We start from the raw sequence: 22432 nt of genomic DNA, 5'->3' as shown, positions 1-22432 counted from the left end.
TATTTTGTGGATTCTTGCGATTTTTCTGGTGACGTTTCCGAAATGACACAGTAAAATCATCTGTGGATAGGTCAGAAAAAACCGCATTTTGCGGCAACATATAAAACAGGCGGACAGAGCATGACATTGAATCTTTCGATGCCCGGGCACGACGAACTTAAGCCTCGGATTACGGTATTTGGCGTTGGTGGGGCAGGCGGCAACGCTGTCGACAACATGATTGAGAAACAGCTGGATGGCGTGGAATTTGTCGTCGCCAACACCGACGCTCAGGCGCTGCAGCAAAGCCGCTCGTCGGCGCGGGTGCAGCTGGGCGTCAAGGTCACCGAAGGGCTGGGTGCAGGTGCACGGCCCACCGTGGGTGCTGCGGCTGCCGAAGAAAGCATCGAACAGATCGTCGATCACCTGGCGGGCGCGCATATGTGCTTTATCACCGCCGGTATGGGTGGCGGCACCGGCACCGGGGCGGCTCCGATCATCGCGCAGGCCGCGCGTGAATTGGGCGTGCTGACCGTTGGCGTTGTCACCAAACCCTTCCAGTTCGAAGGCGCCAAGCGGATGCGTCAGGCCGAGGATGGCGTTGAATCGCTGCAGCAGGTCGTGGACACGCTGATCATCATCCCCAACCAGAACCTGTTCCGTCTGGCCAACGAAAAGACCACCTTTACCGAGGCGTTCTCGATGGCGGACGATGTCCTCTATCAGGGCGTCAAGGGCGTGACTGACCTGATGGTGCGTCCGGGCCTGATCAACCTCGACTTTGCTGACGTTCGCGCCGTGATGGACGAGATGGGCAAGGCGATGATGGGCACAGGCGAAGCGACTGGCGAAGACCGCGCCATTCAGGCCGCCGAGAAGGCCATCGCCAACCCGCTGCTGGACGAAATCAGCCTCAAGGGTGCCAAGGGCGTGTTGATCAACATCACGGGATCCGACGACCTGACCCTGTTCGAACTGGACGAGGCCGCCAACCGTATCCGCGAGGAAGTGGACCCCGAGGCCAACATCATCGTCGGCTCGACCCTGGATACGGCGATGGAAGGCGGCATGCGCGTCTCGGTCGTCGCCACAGGTATCGACGCCAGCGAAAAGTCCGAGGATGTGCCGGTTGCCCGCCGCTCGATGTCGGCCCCGCTGACCCGCACGGTTACTGCGGAAGAACCCGCCCCCGAACAGGTCGCCGCGGATGAGACCCCCGCCGCGGAAGACTCAAACATCGCCCCCACGCTGTTTGAATCGATCGAGGATGTCGAGCTGAACGAGGGCTGGCACGAAGAGCCCGCCGCGCAAGAGGATGACGGCCTGCCGCCGCCTGCCTATCAGCCGCAGGTCGCGCAGTTCGAACCCCAGCCCGAAGCCGAAGAACCGGCCGACGCTTATGCTGCCCCGCGTGCCCCGACCCCCGGCACACCGTCGCCCGAGGCGATGCAGCGGCTGCAGGCCGCGGTACAGAAGGTGCCCGCCAGCCGCCTGCGCCCGACCCCCGAGGCGCCCCGCGAACCGGCCCCTCAACCGCAGCACGCCGCCGAGGATCGTCCCCGGTTCGGCTTCAACCGGCTGATCGACCGGATGACCGGTCACGCCGCCGATACCCCGGCCCAGCCGGTGCGCCAGCAGCCCGCGATGCGCGCAACTGACGCTACGGCACCTGCACAGGACGAAGGCGATCCGGATCAGGACCGCATCGAAATTCCCGCCTTCCTGCGCCGTCAGGCCAACTGATCGCGGTAACAAAATCGTCGCAAAGGGTCGCCTTCTGGCGGCCCTTTCTTTTTGAATATCAAGCTGTTGACGGTGGCTAAGCAGGGTTTTGCCGATCTGTCACATTCATGTTTCAATCGGTTGCAAAGAGTGAGTTGAGCCTTATGCCGCAGTTGCTTAGTTGAATGGCCAACACAGCCCACTCAAGGCTGGACACCACTCGCTGAGGTTCAATTTGCAACATACGCTCAAATCATCGGTCACGTTCAAGGGCACCGGGCTGCACAGCGGCAAGCCTGCGACGATGGTCCTGAAACCGGCGGCTGCCGGTCACGGGATCTGGTTCAAGCGCACCGATATCGAGCTAGGCAATGCACTGATCCCCGCGATCTATGACGTGGTCGAACGCACGCCGCTGTGTACTCGTCTGGTCAATGACGCAGGCGTGTCGGTCTCGACCATCGAACATATCATGGCCGCCCTTGCGGGCTGCGGCATCCATAACGCGCTGATCGAGATCGACGGCCCTGAGGTTCCGATCATGGATGGCTCGTCCGTTGACTTCGTGCGCGGCATCATGGCCAAGGGCGTGCGCCGTCAGGCCAGCCCGGTTCTGGCCTATGAGGTTCTGAAACCCGTCACGGTGTCCCGCGAAGGCGCAAGCGCAACGATTGCGCCTGCAGATAAGCTCGAGATCGAGTTCCACATCGACTTCGAAGATGACGCCATCGGCAGCCAGACCAAGGTTCTGGATATGTGCAACGGCGCGTTCGCACGCGAGCTTTGTGACAGCCGCACCTTCTGCCGCCGCATCGATGTCGAGGCGATGCGCGAAAACGGGCTGGCGCTGGGTGGCACACTGGACAATGCCGTGGTCGTGCAGGGTGACGAAGTGCTGACCCCGGGTGGTTTCCGCCACGCGGATGAGGCCGTGCGCCACAAGATGCTGGACGCTCTGGGCGATCTCTATCTGGCAGGCGGTCCGATTCTGGGGCGCTTCACCGGTGAAAAGTCCGGCCATTCCATGACCAACACCCTGCTGCGCAAGCTGTTCGAGACACCCGGCGCGGTGCGTCCGATCCTGTGCACCCCGGAACAGGCCGCGCGCCTGCCCGGTCAGGGCCTTGTCCGCAGCGAGATCCCGCAGGTCGCCTGACGGGGCTGTGGCGCGGCTGATCAACTCTTCCAGATTTGCGTGACCGAGGCGCATAAGGCGTTTTGCACCGGAATTTTATGTGCTAGACCAAGGTCCGATCAGGGACAAATCCCGCTAAGAAAGACGACAAGGATGGGCGGAATGGTTGGCATCAGGGCGGCAGTCAGAATCGCAGGCGCGCTTCTTCTGGCAGCAGTTTTGACCGCGTGCGGCGACGGTGGGCTGTTCGGCAAGCGCGGCGCGGACCGTAATCAGAACCTGGAAGGGTTCACACCCGAACAGATCTACACCCGCGGTGAATACGAGCTGTCACAGAATCGCTCGGACGATGCGGCGTGGTATTTTTCCGAGGTCGAGCGTCTTTACCCCTATTCCGACTGGGCCAAGCGCGCGCTGATCATGCAGGCGTTTTCGTTCCATTCCGACAAGAACTATGCCGAAAGCCGCGCCGCCGCGCAGCGCTATATTGATTTCTACCCCACCGATGAAGATGCGGCTTATGCCCAGTATCTGCTGGCACTCAGCTATTATGACCAGATCGACGAAGTGGGCCGCGATCAGGGCCTGACCTTTCAGGCGCTGCAATCCCTGCGCACGGTGATCGAAGTCTATCCCGACAGCGAATACGCCACCTCGTCAGTGCTGAAATTCGATCTGGCGTTTGACCATCTGGCCGGCAAGGAAATGGAGATCGGGCGTTTCTACCTGCGTCAGGATCACTTCACCGCCGCCATCAACCGCTTCCGCGTCGTGGTTGAGGATTTCCAGACCACCTCGCACACGGCTGAGGCGCTCTATCGTCTGATCGAGGCCTATCTGGCGCTGGGTCTGGTGGATGAGGCACAATCTGCCGGTGCGATTCTGGGTTACAACTACCAGTCCTCCGAATGGTACGACGCGGGCTACACGCTGCTGACCTCGCGCGGGCTGGACCTCAAGAGCCGTGGCAACAACTGGCTGTCCACGATCTATCGCCAGACCATCAAGGGTGAGTGGTTGTAACCGCCATGGCTAAGGCCGAGGGACGCTAAAGACCCGATGCTGCGCGCCCTTGATATCCGCGACATGCTGATCATCGACCGGCTGGAATTGACCTTCCAGCCGGGCCTGAACGCGCTGACCGGAGAGACCGGCGCGGGCAAGTCGATCCTGCTGGATTCGCTGGGCTTCGTTCTGGGCTGGCGCGGACGCGCCGAACTGGTCCGCCAAGGTGCTGCGCAGGGCGAGGTCGTGGCCGAGTTCGAACTGCCCGAAGACCACCCCGCCCATGCTGTGCTGGCCGAGGCCGGGCTGCCGGGCGGCGACGAGCTGATCCTGCGCCGCATCAACACCGCCGAGGGCCGCAAAACGGCATGGATCAATGACCGCCGTTGCTCGGGCGAGGTGCTGCGTGCGCTGTCAGAAACCCTGATCGAATTGCACGGCCAGCACGATGATCGCGGCCTGCTGAACCCGCGCGGCCACCGCGCCATGCTGGACGCTTACGCCGGGGCCGGGGACCGCCTTGCCGCTGTCCGCGCCGCATGGACCCAGATGTCCCACGCCCGCAAGGCACTGGCTGAGACCGAAGCCACGCTGGCCACCATGCGCGCCGAGGAAGAATTCTTGCGCCATTCCGTGGGTGAACTTGACCAGCTTGACCCGCAACCGGGCGAGGATGCCGATCTCGACGCCCGCCGCCGCATGATGCAAGGGGCCGAACGCATCCGCGACGACGTGGCCCGCGCCTTTGCCCTGCTGGGCGGCGACGGGGCCGAAGGCGCGATGGCCGATGCCGTGCGCTGGCTCGAAGGCGTCTCGGACAATGCAGGCGGTCAGCTTGAGGAACCGATTGCTGCACTGGGCCGCGCATTGATCGAACTGGGCGAGGCGCAGGACGGCGTCAACACCTGCCTGCAAGCGCTCGATTTCAATCCCTCGGAACTGGAACAGGCCGAGGAACGCCTGTTCGCCATCCGCGCGCTGGCTCGCAAACACGACGTCGCCCCTGACGATCTGGGCGCGTTTGCCGACACCCTGCGCGACCGCCTGAACCGGCTGGATGCAGGCGACGCTGACCTCAGCGACAAACACGCTGCCGTGGACGCGGCGCAGACCGCCTATGACAAAGCGGCTAGCGCCCTCAGCACCGCGCGTCAGACAGCGGCCAGCGCGCTGGACCAAGCGGTCATGGCCGAACTCGCGCCCCTGAAAATGGAACGCGCCGTGTTCCGAACCGAAATCACCCCCGCTGATCCCGGCCCCGAAGGCACCGACGCCGTGGCCTTCACCGTCGCCACCAACCCCGGCGCGCCCTCTGGCCCGCTGAACAAGATCGCCTCGGGCGGTGAACTCAGCCGCTTTCTTCTGGCGCTCAAAGTCTGCCTGACCGGCGAGGACAGTGCCCGCACCATGATCTTTGACGAAATCGACCGCGGCGTCGGTGGTGCTACGGCAGACGCGGTGGGCCGCCGTCTGGCGTCGCTGGCCCACGGCGGGCAGGTGCTGGTGGTCACACATTCCCCACAGGTCGCCGCCCGCGCCGCGCATCACTGGCGGGTGCAGAAACAGGTGACGGGCGATCAGACCCTGTCCACCGTCATCCCGCTGGCCGATCCCGACCGCGTCGACGAAATCGCCCGCATGGTCGCTGGCGACACCATCACCGACGAGGCCCGCGCCGCCGCCCGCGCCCTGCTGGACGCCTGACGCGCCCAACGCGCAACGCCTGCAAACAATCCCCCGTGAACCGACTTTTCTCAGGCCCCAACGTGGCTTAGTAAAGGTTAAGCGACCATCCCCGCGATCCTCACGAGGGCCAATGACCCAGTCCACCCGCACCGTGCTGCGCAATCAGCTGAACCAGGCCCTCTCGGCGCTGCGGGACGGCTGGCGGGTGATGCGGCACCGGGGGCCCAGCCAGGTTCAGTTCTGGTTCATCGCGCTGGTCATCGGCATCGCCGCCGGTTTCATGGCGCTGGGGTTCCGCATGGCAATCTCGGCGCTGCAGACCTATCTGTATAACACCCAAGACATCTTGCACCTGCACAGCCATGCCGAAAGCCTGCACTGGCTGTGGATCTTCCTCACCCCCGTTGTCGGAGGGCTGCTGGTCGGCATCATCCTGCACAGGTTCACCGATGACGGCCGGGTGCGCTCGGTCGCGGATGTGATCGAGGGCGCGGCGATCACCGATGGCCGGGTCGAGAAAAAGGCCGGTATCGCCTCCTTCTTCGCCTCGCTCATCACCCTCAGTTCTGGTGGGTCGACGGGCCGCGAAGGGCCGGTCGTGCACATGGCCGGGGTGATCTCCACATGGGTCAGCGACCGTATCCATGCCGATGGTATCACCGGGCGCGACCTGCTGGGCTGCGCCGTGGCCGCCGCCGTCTCGGCCAGCTTCAACGCCCCCATCGCAGGCGCGCTGTTCGCGCTCGAGGTCGTGCTGCGCCACTTTGCCGTGCACGCCTTTGCGCCCATCGTGATCGCCTCGGTCGCGGGCACTGTGATCAACCGGCTGGCTTACGGAGATGTCACCGAATTCACGCTGGACACCCCCGGCTCGCTGCAATTCTACGTGGAACTGCCCGCCTTCCTGATCCTCGGCCTGATCTGCGGACTGGTGGCGCTGGTGCTGATGCGCTCGATCTTCTTTGCCGAGGATATCGGCACCCATATCCAAAACCGGCTGTCCCTGCCGCGCTGGCTGCGCCCCGGAGTTTCGGGGGCCATGCTGGGCCTGCTGGCCGTCTGGTTCCCCCACATCATCGGCGTCGGCTACGAGACCACCATTCGCGCCCTGACCGGCGACCTTGTCCTGACCACCGCCATCCTGTTTGCGGTCATGAAAACCGTCGCCGTGGCCATCACCATGGGCGGGCGCATGGGCGGTGGGGTGTTCTCACCCTCACTGATGATCGGGGCGCTGACCGGGCTGGCCTTTGGCCTGATTGCCACCGGGTTGCTGCCGGACGTGTCGGGCACCCACACGCTCTATGCCTTTGCCGGGATGGGTGCGGTGGCGGCGGCGGTGCTGGGCGCGCCGATCTCCACCACGCTGATCGTCTTCGAACTGACCGGAGACTGGCAGATCGGCCTCGCCGTTATGGTCTCGGTCTCGATGTCCACCGCGCTGGCCTCGCGCCTTGTGGACCGGTCCTTCTTCCTGACCCAGCTTGAGCGCCGCAACGTGCATCTGGCCGCCGGGCCGCAGGCCTATCTGCTGGCGATGCTGCGGGCAGGTGCGGTGATGCGCCCCTTGGGCGATGCGCGGTCCATCACCAAGGATCAGGCGCTGGCGCTGATCGATCAGGGCCTTTGCGTCAGGGCCAACGCCACGCTCGAAGCAGCGATGCCCTATTTCGACCGCGATGATATCCCCTGCATCCCCGTGGTGGTCATCGACAAGGACGGCTGCGAGAACCCGGTCGGCGCACTTTATCACATCGATGCGCTCAAGGCCTATAACCGTGCGCTGGCCGCTACCGCGGCCGAGGAACACTCCTAATCAGCCGCCATACACGCTGGCCGCATCGCCCAGATAATTGTCCCACGCAAACCAGTAGGAAATATGCCCCGCGACGCGCGGCAATTCCGTACCATCCGGCGCGACCAGAGCCTCTTCGGTGACGCTCCACTTATTGCCCGCCTCATCCAGCAAGCCACCATCGCTGGTGGCGCGGAACTGATGCGACCCACGCTCATAGGCCCGCACGCTGCGCTTGTCGGGATCACCCATCAGCATCAGGGCCCGCCCGCCGATGGCATCATTGATCACCGGCTTGCCCTTGAAAGCCTGCAACGGCCAGGCCCGCGCCGCGCCGAACTGGCGCACGGCAAACACGTAATCCTTCTGCCGATGCTGGCGCTGATCCACCAGCGCCGGGAACATCAACTCGGGCGAGGCGAAATACTCCTGATACACCACGCCCGAGCCATAGTTCCGCCGATGCCCCGTCTTCAGCGACAGCACCTGCGTATCCGGGTGCGAGGCTTTCCAGTTGTCCCACCGCGTGATCACCACCGGGCGCTGCTTCAATTCGATGCCGCTGTCCACCAGCGGACCAACCACCGGCTTGCCGGTATACTGGTTCCACAGCGAATGCGTCTCGCGATCAAACATCAGCTTGTTCGACCGATAGAGGAACCCGGACGAGCCAAAGACAAACGGCTTCCGCCGCGCCTCAACCTGCGTTTCGAACAAAATCCCGGATCCGCACAGCGTACAGTAGGCCAGCGCCACCGGCACACCGCCGATCACCTCGTTGAACATCTCGTGCCAGCCCATGATCCGCAGCGGATAGGCGCGCACATCGCCGTTGATCGAAACACCAAAGACCAGATCGTCATCCTTCAGATAATCCGCCCGCGCCGCCGGGATCAGCTTGGGATTGTCCAACGACGGGATGCCATCCTTGACCACGCCGCCCCAGGTGATTTCCTCCAGCCGGATTTTCATCTTGTCGCGCTGCAGGTATTCGGGGCGCAGGAACAGGTCGAAATTCTCATCAATCCCCAGCAGCACTTCGCGCTTGAACGGTGCCAGCGACGGGTGCGGCACGATCTGAGGGTTCTTCTCTTGCCACAGCATCCACTCGAACCAATCAGCGCCCAGGTTCTGACCGGTCAGCGCGTCCATCACCTCGGCGATCGCACCCTCGCGCCGCCGGCCATATCGCATCGCGGTCAAAAGGGCAGGCACCACATCGGGGTTACCGCGCTGCTGAAGAAAGGCCATCCCGGCCTTGAAATCCGCCCCGCCGGCATAAAGCGTTGACCGCACGGCCTGATAAACCGGGTCCTCCTGCGCCCAAAGCGCGGTGGGCAAGGCGGCACCGGCCCCCAGCAAAGCGGTAAAACTGCGACGCGTGATCGACATGGCATCCTCCGATTGGGTCCAAACCCAATCTGCCCGCAATCGCGCTCACATACACGAAACACCCGCGTGAGCGGGGTGAAACATCATGTTCCGGGGTCAGGCCTTGTCTTTGACCTCGTCCGCCTCGCCTTCAACCTCGTCCGACGCTTTCAGCGTCAGCGGCGGGTCCTGCGGCGCTTCCGAGATCGGGGCAGGGGCCGCAGGCGGGGTGGTCAGCACCTCATCGGGGCCGGGCACCGGGCGCGGGGTCGGGGTGTCGTCCTCTGCCACCGGCTCGACCTGCGGGGCGTCCTCGGCCACCGCCCTGCGAAACACCAGCACATTGCGCCAGTTCGTCGTCGATCCGGTCAGGCCTGAGCGTTCCTCGCTAGGCAGCAGTTCGGCGCGCTGATACTCCCAGCCCTCTTGCCCCAACTGGTTCAGCAACTGCTCGATCGAAGTGGCAAACCGGCCCTCAGGCGTCTTCACGCCTTTCGCCTTGGTGCCCTTTTGCGGAGCGGGGACAACTTTGTATTCGTAGCGCTGCATCAACAGGTCCTGATTGCTGTGTCCGGGCACGTTAACATTTTGGCAAGCAAACGAAAGCCATGATCGTGCCTCGGCGGGATTCGGCCTCAGCCGCGCGCGGCCTTGCCAACCAGCGACAAGCACAGCTCGGTCGCCACGGCCATATCCTGCACCGAAATCCACTCCAACGGCCCGTGAATGCACTGCATCCCGGTGAAGATGTTGGGCGTCGGCGTGCCAAACTCGGTCAGGCGCGAGCCGTCGGTGCCGCCGCGGATCGGCACGGAAACCGGCTCGATCCCCAGATCACGGCAGGCATCACGCGCCAGATCAACCGGCGTCATGTCCTTTTCCAGCCAATAGCGCATGTTGCGATACTGGTGCGAAATCTCGCAGTCGATCTGCGCGCGTGGTTCGGTGGCCTGCACAGCGGCGCAGACCTGACGCACGATATCGCGCTGCGCTTCCAACCCTTCCATCTCGAAGTCGCGCAGGATCAGCTTGATCTCCATCTCGGACGAGCCGCCATTCATATCCGTCACATGGATGAACCCCTGACGTTCATCCGTCACCTCGGGCGTCATCGTCGCCTGCGGCAGCGTCTGCACGATCTTCGCCGCCAGATGCGCGGCATTCACCATCTTGTCCTTGGCCAGCCCCGGATGGATCGACACGCCGGTGATTTTGATCACCGCCCGATCGGCCGAGAAGCTTTCATATTCGATCTCACCCAATTCCTGCCCGTCCAGCGTATAGGCGAAATCCGCATTCATATCCTTCGGCAGCTGTTCGGTAACACCGCGCCCGATCTCTTCATCCGGCGTAAAGGCGATGCGAATCGGGCCGTGGGGGACATCCTTGTTCTCAAGCAGATGCCGTGCCAGCGTCATCAGGATCGACACGCCCGCCTTGTCATCCGCGCCCAACAGGGTCGTCCCCGAGGCCGTGATCAGATCATGCCCGATCTTCTCAGCCAGATAGGGGTGTTCCTCGGGCGACAGCACCAGTTCGGGATCATCGGGGAACGTGATCTCTCCACCATTATACCCTTTGATCACCCGCGGCTTGACCCCGGTCGCATTGAACTGAGGCGCCGTGTCCACATGCGCCAGAAACCCGATGGTCGGCCCCTCAGCCGTGCCGGGGATCGTCGCCATCACCACAGTGTCGCCGGTCATCTTTACATCCTGCGCGCCGATCTCGGTCAGCTCCTGCTGCAGCAGGTTCAGCATGTCGAACTGAATCTCGGTGCTGGGGGTCGAGGGCGAGGTCTCATCGCTTTGGCTGTCGATGGCGGCATAGCGCATCAGCCGGGTTTCCAGTTCCTGATCAAAACGATTTTGCATCGGTATCCCCTCTCTGCCTTGCGGGATGAAAAAGCGCATTCGGGCGACGAGTCAAGCCGCTGACCCGCCCCCGGACGTTAAGCTTTCATTATGTACAAAATGAACAAACCCGGTCTTCGGGGATGTACAAATCGGAAGATTTACGAGCCCAGCTTTTTGCTGACCAATTCGTTAACCGCCTTCGGATTGGCCTTGCCGCCGGTCGCCTTCATCACCTGACCGACGAACCAACCGGCCAGTTTCGGGTTCACCTTGGCCTTCTCGACCTGCGCCGGATTGGCGGCGATGATCTCATCCAAAGCGGCCTCGATCGCGCCGGTATCGGTGACCTGTTTCATGCCGCGATCCTCGACGATCTGCGCCGGATCACCGCCTTCGGTATAGACGATTTCAAACAGGTCCTTGGCAATCTTGCCCGAGATCGCATCCGACGCGATCAGGTCAATAATCCCACCCAGCTGCGCCGGAGAAACCGGCGAGTCAGTGATACCTTTGTCGTCCTTTTTCAACCGCCCAAACAGCTCGTTGATGACCCAGTTCGCGGCCAGCTTGCCGCTGCGCCCCTTGGCGACATCCTCGAAATACGCCGCCGATTCCACCTCGGCGGTCAGCACGGATGCGTCATAGTCGGTCAGGCCGAACTCGCTGATAAATCGTGATTTTTTGTCGTCTGGCAGCTCCGGCAGCTTGGCGGCGATGTCGTCCACCCATGCCTGTTCGATCTCCAGCGGCAGCAGGTCGGGGTCGGGGAAATAGCGGTAATCATGCGCTTCTTCCTTGGACCGCATCGAGCGCGTCTCACCCTTGTCCGGGTCATACAGACGGGTTTCCTGTTCTACCTCGCCCCCAGCTTCCACGATGGCGATCTGGCGACGGGCTTCGACCTCAATCGCCTGCTGGATGAACCGCATCGAGTTCATGTTTTTAATCTCGCACCGCGTGCCCAGATGCGAAAAGTCCTGTGTTTCCTGATACTTCTCATACGCACCCGGCAAACAAATCGAGACGTTCACGTCCGCCCGCAGGTTGCCGTTCTGCATGTTGCCGTCGCAGGTGCCCAAATACCGCATGATCTGACGCAGCTTGACGATATAGGCGGCAGCCTCTTCCGGCCCACGGATATCGGGGCGGCTGACGATCTCCATCAGACAGACACCGGTCCGGTTCAGGTCGACGAAGGACATATGCGGGTCCATGTCGTGGATCGATTTGCCTGCGTCCTGCTCCATGTGGATGCGTTCAATGCGGACCATGCGCGCGGTGCCGTCGCCCATCTCGACCAGAACCTCGCCTTCGCCCACAATAGGCTGATAAAGCTGAGAAATCTGGTATCCCTGCGGCAGGTCGGGGTAAAAATAATTCTTACGGTCAAAGGCCGATTTCAGGTTGATATCCGCCTTCAGGCCCAGCCCGGTACGCACCGCCTGTTCCACGCAGTACTCGTTGATCACCGGCAGCATTCCGGGCATCGCGGCATCAACAAAGGCCACGTTCGAGTTCGGCTCCGCCCCGAATTGCGTCGACGCGCCCGAGAACAGCTTGGCATTGGATGAGACCTGAGCATGCACCTCCATCCCGATCACCAGTTCCCAATCGTGCTTGGCCCCGGCAATGGTTTTGGGTTTGGGCATTTCGTATGTCAGGTCGAGCATGGCGCGCCTCATATCCGCAGAAGTCTAAGCCTGCGTATTAGGCCCGGCGCGCCAAAGGAGCAAGGGGTTCCGACCCTAATTCCCCGAGAACTGCAGCCCAGACGGCGTGAACGTCGCGCTTTGACCGCTGCGCAGCTCGTCCCGCAGCAGGTTGGCAATGGCCCGCAGCGCATCGCGGCGGCCCCGGGCGGCAAAGCGTTCAGCCGAATTGACACGCAGGCTGTTGTTGAACCCGTTCGCTGCATGGGCCCAGATCAGCGGGTGCAACTCGGTCAGGTGATCGCGGATCAACCAGTCTGCGGCGGCGCAGATCTGCTTGCGGGCGACGTCTGCTTTGGGGCTCCGGCCCATGCCCTTCTGCAGGGTGACCGAGCAATAGGCCGCCAACAGGTTGATCGTTTGTTGATCCGGGCGGCGCGCTACAATATCCTGTAATCCTTCAATAAAATACTCGACATCCACCCGCGCGCAGGCCTCATCATCCAGTGCGATGGCGTCGAACTGCGCCCAGGTATAACCGCCTGCGCCCCACGTCTTCTGGGTCCGCGCGGCGTTGCGCAGGGCCTGAACCTCAAGCTGTTCATAGCTGCCGAACCAGCGCGGCAGCAGGTGAGTCCCCATGGCGCGCATGTGGCGGTGGTTCCGCGGGTCCAGTGTGATCAGCGCCTCATACTTGTCAGCGACGCGTGTGCGCGGGTCGATGTGACCGGCCAGCAGCGCACAATCCGCCGCGGCAACGGCGGGGCTGTCGGGCATGGCTGCGCGGCTCACCGGCAGCAGCGCGGCGGCGCGGTCGAAATGCGCCGCACACCGGGACTGATGCAGCGCCGGCAGCGCATCCGATTGCGCCGTGCCGCGCCAGGCCCAGGCTAGATCGATATGCGCCAGCGCCACCACCAGCGCGATCATCGGATCGTCGGGATGGTTCTGAACCTCGCCTTCCAGCTCGGAGATTCCGCCCAGCAGATCATAATCCGATAGTTCCTTACCGTCGGACAGCGCATGTTCCGCCGCCAGCACCACATCCGAGCGGGCGCCAAAGGCCAGCAGATCGGTGATGGGCTGCCCGCAGGGCGTGGTCTTGCGGGCCGCGTCCGCGGCGCGCATTTCGCGCGACAACTCGGCCCACATATCCTGCCGCGCCAGATAGCGGCCGCGCTCGATCACCTGATGCGCGATCGCATCATCAGCATCCGTTTCAGCGATGGGAATGTTCAGCTGACCCGAGGCAACAAGCCATGCCGTGGCATCGGCGACCGACGCAGGCAGAGGCGTTGGGGTGGGATCAGAAGAACCGAAAAGACGGGCAGAAACTGCCCTGATAGACCGAAACATGGCGAAACTCGAACTGGAACAAACGTGTAACAGGTTCAGTTTTGCCAAAAATTAGGCGCAAATCAAGGACACAACGCTGCGAGCAAGGGATTCCGCGACCAATCCGGCGCGGAATCGGGGGATCGTTTCAGAATACTGTAAAATGATGACGCTCGACCGCGAATCCGGCCTGTGTCAGCACGTTTTCGAACCGCTTATGCGGCGGAAGTGATTCATCCGGCAAGCGCACGCGTTTGTCCGATTTCAGCACCGCCGTGACCCGCACCGAAAGGTCCCAACGGGTGTCAAAGCGGAACCGGTCGACCTCGGGCAGGTTCAACTCACCCTGCCGCTGACCGCTGTGCCAGCGCAGAGTGTCGTCGGTCAGCTCCATCCCGGCGTCGGTGTCTTTGGCCACGTCCCACAGCGCGGGCAGGGTGGTCAGGGCCAGCAGGGCCATCAGCCACCAGACCGCGTCAAAGACGATCATCAGCCCGATCAGCGCCGCATAGATGCAGATCAGGATCAGAACCGTGCGCGGGTTCCGGTTCTGCCGAGTAAACCGGAACGGGGTCATGCGCCGAGGATGCGCGACACCATCTCGGTCGAGTCGCGCGACAGGTCCGGCGTCTCGGCGATGCGGGTCAGTTGTGTGCGCATCAGGGCCTGACGGTCGGCGTCATAGCGTTTCCAGGTCTGGAAGGCGCTGCACATCCGGGCGGTGGTTTGTGGGTTCACCGGGTCAAGCTTGATCAGCCAGTCCGCCAGCAGCGTATAGCCCGCGCCGTCCGCCTGATGGAAGCCCGCGTGGCTGCCCGCCAAAGAGCCCATCAGCGCGCGGAACCGGTTGGGGTTTTTCCAATTGAAATCAGCGTGCTCGGACAGTTTTCGAGCAGTCTCGACCGTCTTTTCAGGGCCTGTCATCGCGACCTGCAGGCCGAACCATTTGTCCATCACCAGCCGGTCGTGCTGCCACTGGTCATAGAACGCCGCCAGTTCGGCTTCGCCCTTGCCCGCGCGCAGCAGGCAGGACAGGGCGGTCAGTTGCAAGGTCATGTTGTCAGCGCGGGCATAGTCCTCGGCCGCCTTGGTGCCGCCATCCAGTCGCGAGGTCAGCGCTAGTGCAGCACCCCCAAGGGCCCGTTTGCCGGATTGTTCGGCGTCGGGCTGATAGGGCGCATCCACCAGCGTTTCGCTGTGCAGCCGGGGCAGAAGGTCCTGAACATGCTGGGCGGTGGCCTGACGCAGGGTTTCAACCGCAGCCCAGATTGCCATCGGATCGGGCGTGACGCCTTTGTCATGTAGCGCCGCGGCCAGTTCGGATTGCGTCGGCAGGCCCAGCATCAGCGCGCGATAGGCCGGGTCCAGCGTTTGATCGCGCAGAACGGCCAGCAAACCGTCCAGATAATCGGCATCCGGCGTCGCCTCGTCGGTGATCATGCGCAGCAGCGTGTCCTCGGCCAGCGACCGCCCCGCCTGCCAGCGGTTGAACGGGTCGGTGTCATGGGCCAGCAGGAAGGCGCGTTCGGCATTCGACGGCTCATGTTCAAGGATCACCGGGGCCGAGAAGTCGCGCAGGATCGAAGGCACGGGCTTGGCCGCAAGGCCGGTGAAGGTAAAGCTTTGTTCTGCCTCGGTCAGCTCAAACACCTCGGTCGCGCGGACCTCATCCCCGTTCGGAACCAGCAGGCCAATGGCGACCGGGATCACCTGAGGCTGCTTGTCGTCCTGCCCCGGTGTCGGCTCGGTCCGTTGGCCCAGCGTCAGGGTGTAGGTGCCATCGGTCCAATCCTCACGCACCGACAGGCGCGGGGTGCCGGACTGGCTGTACCAGCGCTTGAACTGGCGCAGATCGCGGCCCGTAGTGTCCTCGAAAACCTGCAGCCAATCCTCGATGGTGCAGGCCTGCCCGTCATGGCGGTCGAAATAGAGATCGAGCGCCCGTGCATAGGCCTCATCCCCCACCAGCCGCTTCAGCATACCGATGACCTCGGCACCTTTCTCGTAGACGGTCGAGGTGTAGAAGTTGTTGATTTCCTGAAAACTCTCGGGCCGCACGGGATGCGACAGAGGCCCGTTATCCTCGGGGAATTGCCGCGCGCGCAGGTCGATGGCGTCGTGGATACGCTTCACCGGGGCCGAGCGCATGTCCGAGGTGAACTGCGAGTCGCGATAGACGGTCAGCCCTTCCTTGAGGCACAGCTGGAACCAGTCGCGGCAGGTGATGCGGTTGCCGGTCCAGTTGTGGAAATACTCATGTGCGATGATCGCCTCGATCCGCTCGAAGTTCATGTCGGTCGAGGTTTCGGGGCTGGCCAACACAGCCGAGGAGTTGAAGATGTTCAGCCCCTTGTTCTCCATCGCGCCCATGTTGAAATCATCGACGGCCACGATGTTGAACACGTCCAGATCGTATTCACGGCCATAGACGTCCTCGTCCCATTTCATCGACTTCTTCAGGGCTTCCATGCCGAAGGCACATTTGCCCTCGTCGCCCGGGCGGACCCAGAGGTTCAGTTCGACGTCACGGCCCGACATGGTGGTGAACTGGCCGGGATGGGCGATCAACTCTCCGGCGACCAGCGCGAACAGATAGGCGGGTTTGGGCCACGGATCGACCCATTCGGCCCAGCCGTCTCCCTTGGCCGTGGGGTTGCCGTTCGACAGCAGCACCGGAAGGTCGCCATTGATACGCACGGTGAAGGTGGACATCACATCGGGGCGGTCGGGGTAATAGGTGATCTTGCGGAACCCTTCGGCCTCACATTGGGTGCAATACATGCCGTTCGACATATAAAGCCCCTCCAGCGCGGTGTTGTTGCCGGGGTCGATCTCGACCTCGGCCTCCCAGACAAAGGGCGCGTCGGGCGCGGCAAGGGTCAGACCTTCGGGTGTCAGGTCAGGTGACACTTCGGCCCCGTCGATGGCGGCGCGGATCAGTTTGAGGTCTTCGCCATGCAGGAAAAACGTACGATCCGTCGCCTCGGGGTTCGGACGGAAGGCGATGCGCGAGGTCACGCGGGTGGCGTTCGGGGCCAGATCGAAGGTCAGATGCACGCTGTCGACCAGATAGCTGAACGGGGTGTAATCTTTCAGATAGATGGTGGTGGGGGCGGCATCGCGCATCGGGGGCCTCGTTGACTGGGAATCTGGCGCGACGTTATGGTTTTCGCCCCGCCGCTGCAACCAATGCGCCCGGGCGCAGAGCGGATATGCGTCCCGCCAAAATGTGCACCGTTGAACACGCGCCTGCGCTGACATGCAGGGTGTGCGCCGTTGCGCAAGGGCAGGCCTGCCGGTAGGTTTTGCCAGATACCAGTTGAGACAAAGGAAAACTCATGGCGCGCCCGGTCGTCGGCATTATCGGCAATTCTTATCTGATGAACGATCAGTACCCGACACATGCGGGCGGAACGATGAATTCGGATGCGGTGTCAAATGTTTCGGATTGTGTGCCGCTGCTGGTGCCTGCCGATCCGCGTTTTGTATCGGTGGATGAGTTGCTTGAGGTCTGCGACGGCTTTCTGCTGACCGGAGGCCGCCCCAACGTGCATCCCGAAGAATATGGCGAGGCTGCAACGGCCGCGCATGGTGATTTTGACCGGGCGCGGGATGCGATCACGCTGCCGCTGGTCCGCGCCTGTGTCCAGCGCGGGCAGCCGTTCTTCGGCATCTGCCGCGGCTTTCAAGAGGTCAACGTGGCCATGGGCGGCACGCTGTATCCCGAAATCCGCGATCTGCCTGGGCGGTTGAACCACCGGATGCCGCCCGATGGCACGCTGGAAGAGAAATTCGCCCTGCGCCATGTGGTGACACTGACCGAGGGCGGGGTGTTTCATAAATTGCTGGGCGCTTGCGAGGTGATGACCAACACGCTGCACGGGCAGGGGATCAAAACGTTGGGCGAGAATGTGGTGATCGACGGTCTCGCGCCCGACGGCACGCCCGAGGCGATCTATGTTCAGGGTGCCCCGGGCTTTACCCTGTCGGTGCAATGGCACCCCGAATGGGATGCCGCAAACGATCCGGTCTCGCGCCCCTTGTTCGAGGAATTCGGCCGCGCCGTACACGGCTGGGCCGCAGGCAAAGACGCCGCGCGGCTGCAGCGTTCGGCTTAAGCGGTCCGGCGACGGGCGCCGGACCGGATGCCTCAGACCAGCAGGTTGAACTGCTGGTTCAACGGCAGGCTGCGGGCGCGCTCGCCGGTCAGATCAAACAGAGCATTCCCCAGTGCAGGCATCGACGGAGGCGTACCGGGTTCACCGACCCCACCCAGATGCTTGTTGGTCTCAAGGATGCGGACCTCGGTTGCGGGCGTCGTGTGCATCCGCAGCGCGTCATAGTCGGGGAAGTTGTATTGCTCGACCTCGCCATCGGCAAAGGTGATCTCACCCGACACCGCCGCCGACAGGCCATAGATCATGCCGCCGATCATCTGCGCCTCGACCGTGGCCGGGTCCAGTGCAAGGCCCACGTCGCAGGCGACCCAGGCCTTCGAGATACGGATAGTGCCGTCTTCGTCCACCACCTCGATCACCTGCGCGACCGGGGTGCCGAAGCTGTAGGTTAGTGCCACGCCGCGGCCCACGCCATCGGGGGTCTTGCCGGTCCAGCCTGACATTTCCCGGACGGCCTCCAGACACCCGGCTGAGGGCGCGTGTTCGGATTGTGCCAGTTCCAGTCGGAACTCCAGCGGGTCGCGTCCGGCGGCATGGGCCATCTCATCCATGAAGGTTTCGTGGAAGAACCCGTTATGGCTGTTGCCGACCGAGCGCCAGAAGCCCACAGGAACGGCCAGATCGGCGATATGCCCGGCCATGCGGTAGTTGGGCACCGAATAGGGTTGGTTGAAGAAGCCTTCGACCAGAACCTTGTCGGGGCCGCCGCCGGGGAAGCCAGTGTAGCGCGCGACCGCTTGCTGGGTGGGGGATTGCGAGGCAACCTTGCCGTCGATCAGCACGGCCTTGCCGCCTTTGACCGCGCCGCGCATCCGGGCCATCGCGCCGGGGCGGTAGAAGTCGTGGCGCATGTCTTCTTCGCGGCTCCACGTTGTCTGGACCGGCGTGCCGGGCATGGCCATGGCGACCTTGGTGGCGATCTCACCAAAATCCAGTTCTCCGCGGCGACCAAAGCCGCCGCCCAGATAGGTGGTGTGGATCTCGACCGCGTCGGTGTCCAGACCTGCGGTATTGGCCGCGCGCATCTGGATCAGGGTCGGTGCCTGATTGCCGCACCACAGGTCCAGCTTGCTGCCGGTGTAAAGCGCGGTGGCGTTCATTGGCTCCATCGTGGCGTGGGCCAGATAGGGCACGGTATAGTCCGCCGTGATCTCGGTCGCGCCTTCGGGCAGGGTGTCAACATCGCCGTCGTCGCGCATGGTCGAGTTCGGGGCGTCGTCAAAAGCCTCGGCGATCTTGGCAAATATACCATCAGTCTCAGACGGATAGGGGGCGTCGCCCCAGTCCACGTCGATCGCCTCGACCGCCTGTATTGCCAGCCAAGTGTTGTTCGCAATCACCGCAACACCGGTGCCCAGATCGACGATCTTTTCGACGCCGGGCATGGTTTCGGCGGCGCTCGCGTCAAAGCCGTTCATTGCGCCGCCCAGCTTGGGGCTCATACGGACGGACGCGAATTTCAGACCCTCGGGGCGCACGTCAATGCCGAATGTGGCGGTACCGGTCGACTTGCCGGGAATGTCGACGCGGGGCAGGGATTTACCGATCAGGCGCCATTCGGAGGGATCACGCAGCGCGGCCTCGGGCGGCTCGATCTGGCCTGCGGCCTCAGCCAGTTCGGTATAGGGGATGCGGGTGCCGTCCGGGGCGACTACGGCTCCGTTTTCGGTTTTCAATTGCGCGCGGTCCACGCCCAGACGGTCGGCGGCTGCCTGTTTCAACGTCTCGCGGGCGGTGGCTCCGGCCATCCGCATCCGCTCGAACCCGTCTTTCATCGAGGTCGAACCGCCGGTGACCTGCAGGCTGAGCGTTCGGCCCAGAACGCCCAGAGCTTCGCCAAGGTTGTGCTGGAAATCCGAGATGTCATAGCCCTTGTTCGGCAGGCCTTCGCCCACAAGGGCATGGTTGTAGTAAGCCGCCGCCGCCGGGCCGTGCAGAACACGAATGTCGTCCAGTTCGACGTCTAACTCCTCAGCAATCAGGGCGGCCCATGTGGTCATGACGCCCTGACCCATCTCGGCGCGCGGGGCGAAAAGCGTGACGCCCTGCTGGTCGATCAGGACAAACGGGCTCAGCGCGGTTTCGCCCTCACGCGGTTTCAGCGGGTTCGCCGCGGGGCGTGTGACGTAATAGGCACCAAAGGCCACGCCGCCTACAATGGCAGCCGAGCCGATCAGGAAGGTGCGGCGCAGGATTTTTCCGATGCTGGCCATGGATCAGGCCTCCTTCAGCTTGGATGCGGCGTCATGGATGGCGGCGCGGATGCGGGGATAGGTGCCGCAGCGGCACAGGTTGCCCTGCATCGCGTCGTCGATATCGGCGTCGGAGGGGGCGGGGTTCTCGGCCAGCAGCGCTGCGGCCTGCATGATCTGGCCCGACTGGCAGTAACCGCATTGCGCAACCTGATGATCGACCCAGGCCTGCTGGATCGTCGCCATCGTGTCCGGCGTGCCCAGTCCTTCGATGGTTGTGACATCGCCCCAGACATCGGACAGGGCGACCTGACAGGATCGCACGGCCTCGCCATCGATATGCACGGTGCAGGATCCGCAAGCGGCCACGCCGCAGCCGAACTTGGTGCCGGTCAGGCCGACCTCATCGCGCAGAGCCCACAACAGGGGTACATCGTCGGGCAGATCGACCTGATGGGTCTTTCCGTTGATCTTAAGGGCGGTCGCCATGGCGCACCTCTTTTGGCTGTGACGGTTTCTGACATAATTAGCGTAAAGTGTCAGTCTGTCAATTGACAATCTGAACAAAAACTGTCAAATCGGATTCATGGAGCAAAAACCGGACGATCCACGGCAACTGGCCATCCTCGCCTCGGCGCTTGAGGCGTTCGCGGCCTATGGATTCCGTAAGACCTCGATGGATGACATCGCCAAGGGTGCGGGCATGTCGCGCCCGGCGGTCTATCTGCATTACAAGAACAAAGAGGCCATCGTTCGCAGCCTGACGCAGGCGCACTACGCCGAAAAGATTGCCGGGGTGGCCAGTGCCCTGTCTGGCGGCGGGACCGTGCCGCAGATCATCGCGCGCGCGATTGACGCCCAGATTGACGGCATGGCGATGATCCTCGCCTCGCCGCACGGGGTTGAGATGCTGGATGCCAGCAAATCCACCGCGTCAGATATCGTGGACGAGGGCGAGGCCGAACTGACCGGCCTTTATGCCGACTGGCTGCGGCGTGAGGCAGCCGACGGGCGCGTGCGCATCCCCGATGGCCCGGACGAGACCGCCCGGACGATCACCGCCACGCTCAAGGGCGTTAAGCTGACGGCGTCCAGCGCTGATGAGTTCGAGCGGCGGATTTCCCAGCTTGCCGCGCTGTTGGGTGCGGGGCTTGAGGTCAGGTAACGCGCTGGCGGATCTTGTATTCGGGCTTATCCCACAGCTTGTTGGTGATGATATCAGCCAGAATATCGACCGCCTGTTCCACATCCTGTTCGTCGATGTAAAGCGGCGTGAAGCCGAACCGCATCACGTCAGGTGCCCGGAAATCGCCGATGACACCGTGCGCGATCAGCGCCTGCATGGCGGCGTAGCCTTCGGCAAACCGGAATGAGACCTGACTGCCGCGCTGCTGCGGATCGCGGGGGCTGGCAAGTTGCAGGTCAGGGCATGTGGCCTCGACACGGCGGATGAACAATTCGGTCAGGTCGATGGACTTGGCGCGGATATCGGCCATCTCGGCCATGTCCCAGATATCCATCGCCGCTGACAGCGCGCTCATCTGAATGACCGGGGGTGTGCCAACCCGCATCCGCTCGATCCCTGTGCCGGGGCGGTAATCCAGATCAAAGGCAAAGGGCGATTCATGCCCCAGCCAGCCCGACAGCGCCGGGCGCACCCGGTCGGACAGACGCGGCGCAACATAGATAAAGGCGGGCGCGCCGGGGCCTCCGTTGAGGTATTTATACGTGCAGCCCACCGCGAAATCGGCATTGCAGCCGGACAGGTTGACTGGAATGGCCCCAGCGGAATGCGCCAAATCCCAGACCGTCACCACGCCATTGGCGTGGGCCAGTTCGGTCAACGCCTTCATGTCATGCATACGGCCCGAGCGGTAATCGACCTCGGTCAGCATCAGCACGGCGACCTCTTCGGTGATATGGGCGGCGACGTCCTGCGGGTCAACGACGCGCAGCTCGTAATCCGGGCCCAGAGACCGCAGCAGCCCGTCAGCCATGTAGAGGTCCGAGGGAAAGTTGCCATTGTCCGACAGCACCACTTTGCGGGTCGGGTTCAACTCCAACGCCGAGGCTAGGGCCTGATAGACCTTGATCGACAGCGTGTCGCCAACCACGACGCTGCCCGGTTCGGCCCCGATCAGGCGGCCGATGCGGTCGCCCAGACCGGTGGGCATCGCCATCCATCCGGCCTTGTTCCAGCCGGTGATCAGCATCTGCCCCCATTCGTCCTGCATCATCTCGCCCACCCGGCCAGCCGCAGATTTCGGCAGCGGACCCAGAGAGTTGCCGTCGAGATAGATCATCCCCGCGGGCAGGTGGAACATGGATTTGGTGGCGGCGAAATCGGTCATGGAAGCTCTTGCGTCATTAAGGGAAAGAACGGGTTGCATCCGGCCTATCCGATCTGGCCGAACCTGTCCATCGCCGGGGGGCGGATGATGCGACACCCTGCGCTTTTGCCATCTTGGCCGGAAAGCGGTAGGACAGCGATCAGAAGCGACATGCGCCGGTGCATGTTGCCGCGGCAGG

General features: G+C 63.1%; 17 protein-coding genes. 7 read left to right on the top strand and 10 right to left on the bottom strand.

Features of this window, described 5'->3' with window-relative positions:
- The first annotated feature begins 120 nt into the window (after positions 1 to 120).
- From ftsZ to ACR0J1_RS04260, 5 genes are all read left to right on the top strand, one after another.
- Complete coding sequence (gene ftsZ, locus ACR0J1_RS04280; protein ID WP_480730814.1) at positions 121 to 1722, top strand: cell division protein FtsZ; 1602 nt, start codon at positions 121 to 123, stop codon at positions 1720 to 1722.
- A gap of 214 nt (positions 1723 to 1936) precedes the next feature.
- Entirely contained in the window at positions 1937 to 2857 is a 921-nt protein-coding gene (gene lpxC, locus ACR0J1_RS04275) for a UDP-3-O-acyl-N-acetylglucosamine deacetylase (protein WP_480730812.1), read from the top strand.
- Positions 2858 to 2998: 141 nt separating this feature from the next.
- Positions 2999 to 3859, top strand: a complete 861-nt coding sequence (locus tag ACR0J1_RS04270; protein WP_480730810.1) for an outer membrane protein assembly factor BamD — start codon at positions 2999 to 3001, stop codon at positions 3857 to 3859.
- A 36-nt stretch (positions 3860 to 3895) separates the two neighbouring features.
- Positions 3896 to 5545 carry a DNA repair protein RecN gene (gene recN, locus ACR0J1_RS04265; RefSeq protein ID WP_480730808.1) on the top strand — a complete coding sequence of 550 codons (1650 nt, stop codon included), beginning with the start codon at positions 3896 to 3898 and terminating at the stop codon, positions 5543 to 5545.
- A 112-nt stretch (positions 5546 to 5657) separates the two neighbouring features.
- Positions 5658 to 7343: a chloride channel protein gene (locus tag ACR0J1_RS04260; RefSeq protein ID WP_480730806.1), complete on the top strand. Its 1686-nt coding sequence runs from the start codon at positions 5658 to 5660 to the stop codon at positions 7341 to 7343.
- On the opposite strand, the gene ACR0J1_RS04255 is transcribed toward ACR0J1_RS04260, so the two are convergent.
- The 7 genes from ACR0J1_RS04255 to pepN all read right to left on the bottom strand — a co-directional run bounded on the left by ACR0J1_RS04255 (position 7344) and on the right by pepN (position 16659).
- On the bottom strand, positions 7344 to 8714 hold the full coding sequence (locus ACR0J1_RS04255; RefSeq protein WP_480730804.1) for a DUF3179 domain-containing protein: 1371 nt from the start codon (positions 8712 to 8714) through the stop codon (positions 7344 to 7346). It abuts the gene before it with no gap.
- 96 nt (positions 8715 to 8810) lie between these two features.
- Positions 8811 to 9242, bottom strand: coding sequence for a DUF4177 domain-containing protein (locus tag ACR0J1_RS04250; RefSeq protein WP_480730802.1), 432 nt, complete (start codon positions 9240 to 9242; stop codon positions 8811 to 8813).
- 86 nt (positions 9243 to 9328) lie between these two features.
- Positions 9329 to 10567, bottom strand: a complete 1239-nt coding sequence (gene pepT, locus ACR0J1_RS04245; protein ID WP_480730800.1) for a peptidase T — start codon at positions 10565 to 10567, stop codon at positions 9329 to 9331.
- A gap of 140 nt (positions 10568 to 10707) precedes the next feature.
- Positions 10708 to 12219: an Asp-tRNA(Asn)/Glu-tRNA(Gln) amidotransferase subunit GatB gene (gene gatB, locus ACR0J1_RS04240; protein ID WP_480730798.1), complete on the bottom strand. Its 1512-nt coding sequence runs from the start codon at positions 12217 to 12219 to the stop codon at positions 10708 to 10710.
- Between the two features lie 75 nt (positions 12220 to 12294).
- Positions 12295 to 13554 carry a hypothetical protein gene (locus ACR0J1_RS04235; RefSeq protein WP_480730796.1) on the bottom strand — a complete coding sequence of 420 codons (1260 nt, stop codon included), beginning with the start codon at positions 13552 to 13554 and terminating at the stop codon, positions 12295 to 12297.
- A 127-nt stretch (positions 13555 to 13681) separates the two neighbouring features.
- Positions 13682 to 14110, bottom strand: a complete 429-nt coding sequence (locus ACR0J1_RS04230) for a hypothetical protein (protein WP_480730795.1) — start codon at positions 14108 to 14110, stop codon at positions 13682 to 13684.
- Positions 14107 to 16659, bottom strand: coding sequence for an aminopeptidase N (pepN, locus tag ACR0J1_RS04225; protein ID WP_480730793.1), 2553 nt, complete (start codon positions 16657 to 16659; stop codon positions 14107 to 14109). Before pepN ends, ACR0J1_RS04230 begins: the two co-directional genes overlap by 4 nt.
- Positions 16660 to 16871: 212 nt before the next feature.
- On the opposite strand from pepN, the gene ACR0J1_RS04220 reads away from it, so the two are divergent.
- Complete coding sequence (locus ACR0J1_RS04220) at positions 16872 to 17651, top strand: gamma-glutamyl-gamma-aminobutyrate hydrolase family protein (protein WP_480730791.1); 780 nt, start codon at positions 16872 to 16874, stop codon at positions 17649 to 17651.
- A 32-nt stretch (positions 17652 to 17683) separates the two neighbouring features.
- On the opposite strand, the gene ACR0J1_RS04215 is transcribed toward ACR0J1_RS04220, so the two are convergent.
- Together ACR0J1_RS04215 and ACR0J1_RS04210 are read right to left on the bottom strand one after the other, a co-directional pair.
- Positions 17684 to 19924 carry a xanthine dehydrogenase family protein molybdopterin-binding subunit gene (locus ACR0J1_RS04215; protein WP_480730789.1) on the bottom strand — a complete coding sequence of 747 codons (2241 nt, stop codon included), beginning with the start codon at positions 19922 to 19924 and terminating at the stop codon, positions 17684 to 17686.
- Between the two features lie 3 nt (positions 19925 to 19927).
- Positions 19928 to 20392, bottom strand: coding sequence for a (2Fe-2S)-binding protein (locus tag ACR0J1_RS04210; protein WP_480730787.1), 465 nt, complete (start codon positions 20390 to 20392; stop codon positions 19928 to 19930).
- Between the two features lie 97 nt (positions 20393 to 20489).
- Between ACR0J1_RS04210 and ACR0J1_RS04205 the strand changes: the two genes are divergently transcribed.
- Positions 20490 to 21068 carry a TetR/AcrR family transcriptional regulator gene (locus tag ACR0J1_RS04205; protein ID WP_480730785.1) on the top strand — a complete coding sequence of 193 codons (579 nt, stop codon included), beginning with the start codon at positions 20490 to 20492 and terminating at the stop codon, positions 21066 to 21068.
- Here ACR0J1_RS04205 and kynU read toward each other — a convergent pair.
- The gene (gene kynU / locus ACR0J1_RS04200) at positions 21061 to 22254 is read right to left on the bottom strand and encodes a kynureninase (RefSeq protein ID WP_480730783.1); all 1194 of its coding nucleotides are present in this window, start codon (positions 22252 to 22254) and stop codon (positions 21061 to 21063) included. The genes ACR0J1_RS04205 and kynU overlap by 8 nt on opposite strands.
- Positions 22255 to 22432: the final 178 nt, after the last annotated feature.

It is taken from the genome of Ruegeria sp. CJ3 (assembly GCF_056536725.1).
This window is presented reverse-complemented; position numbering and strand designations above follow the sequence as displayed.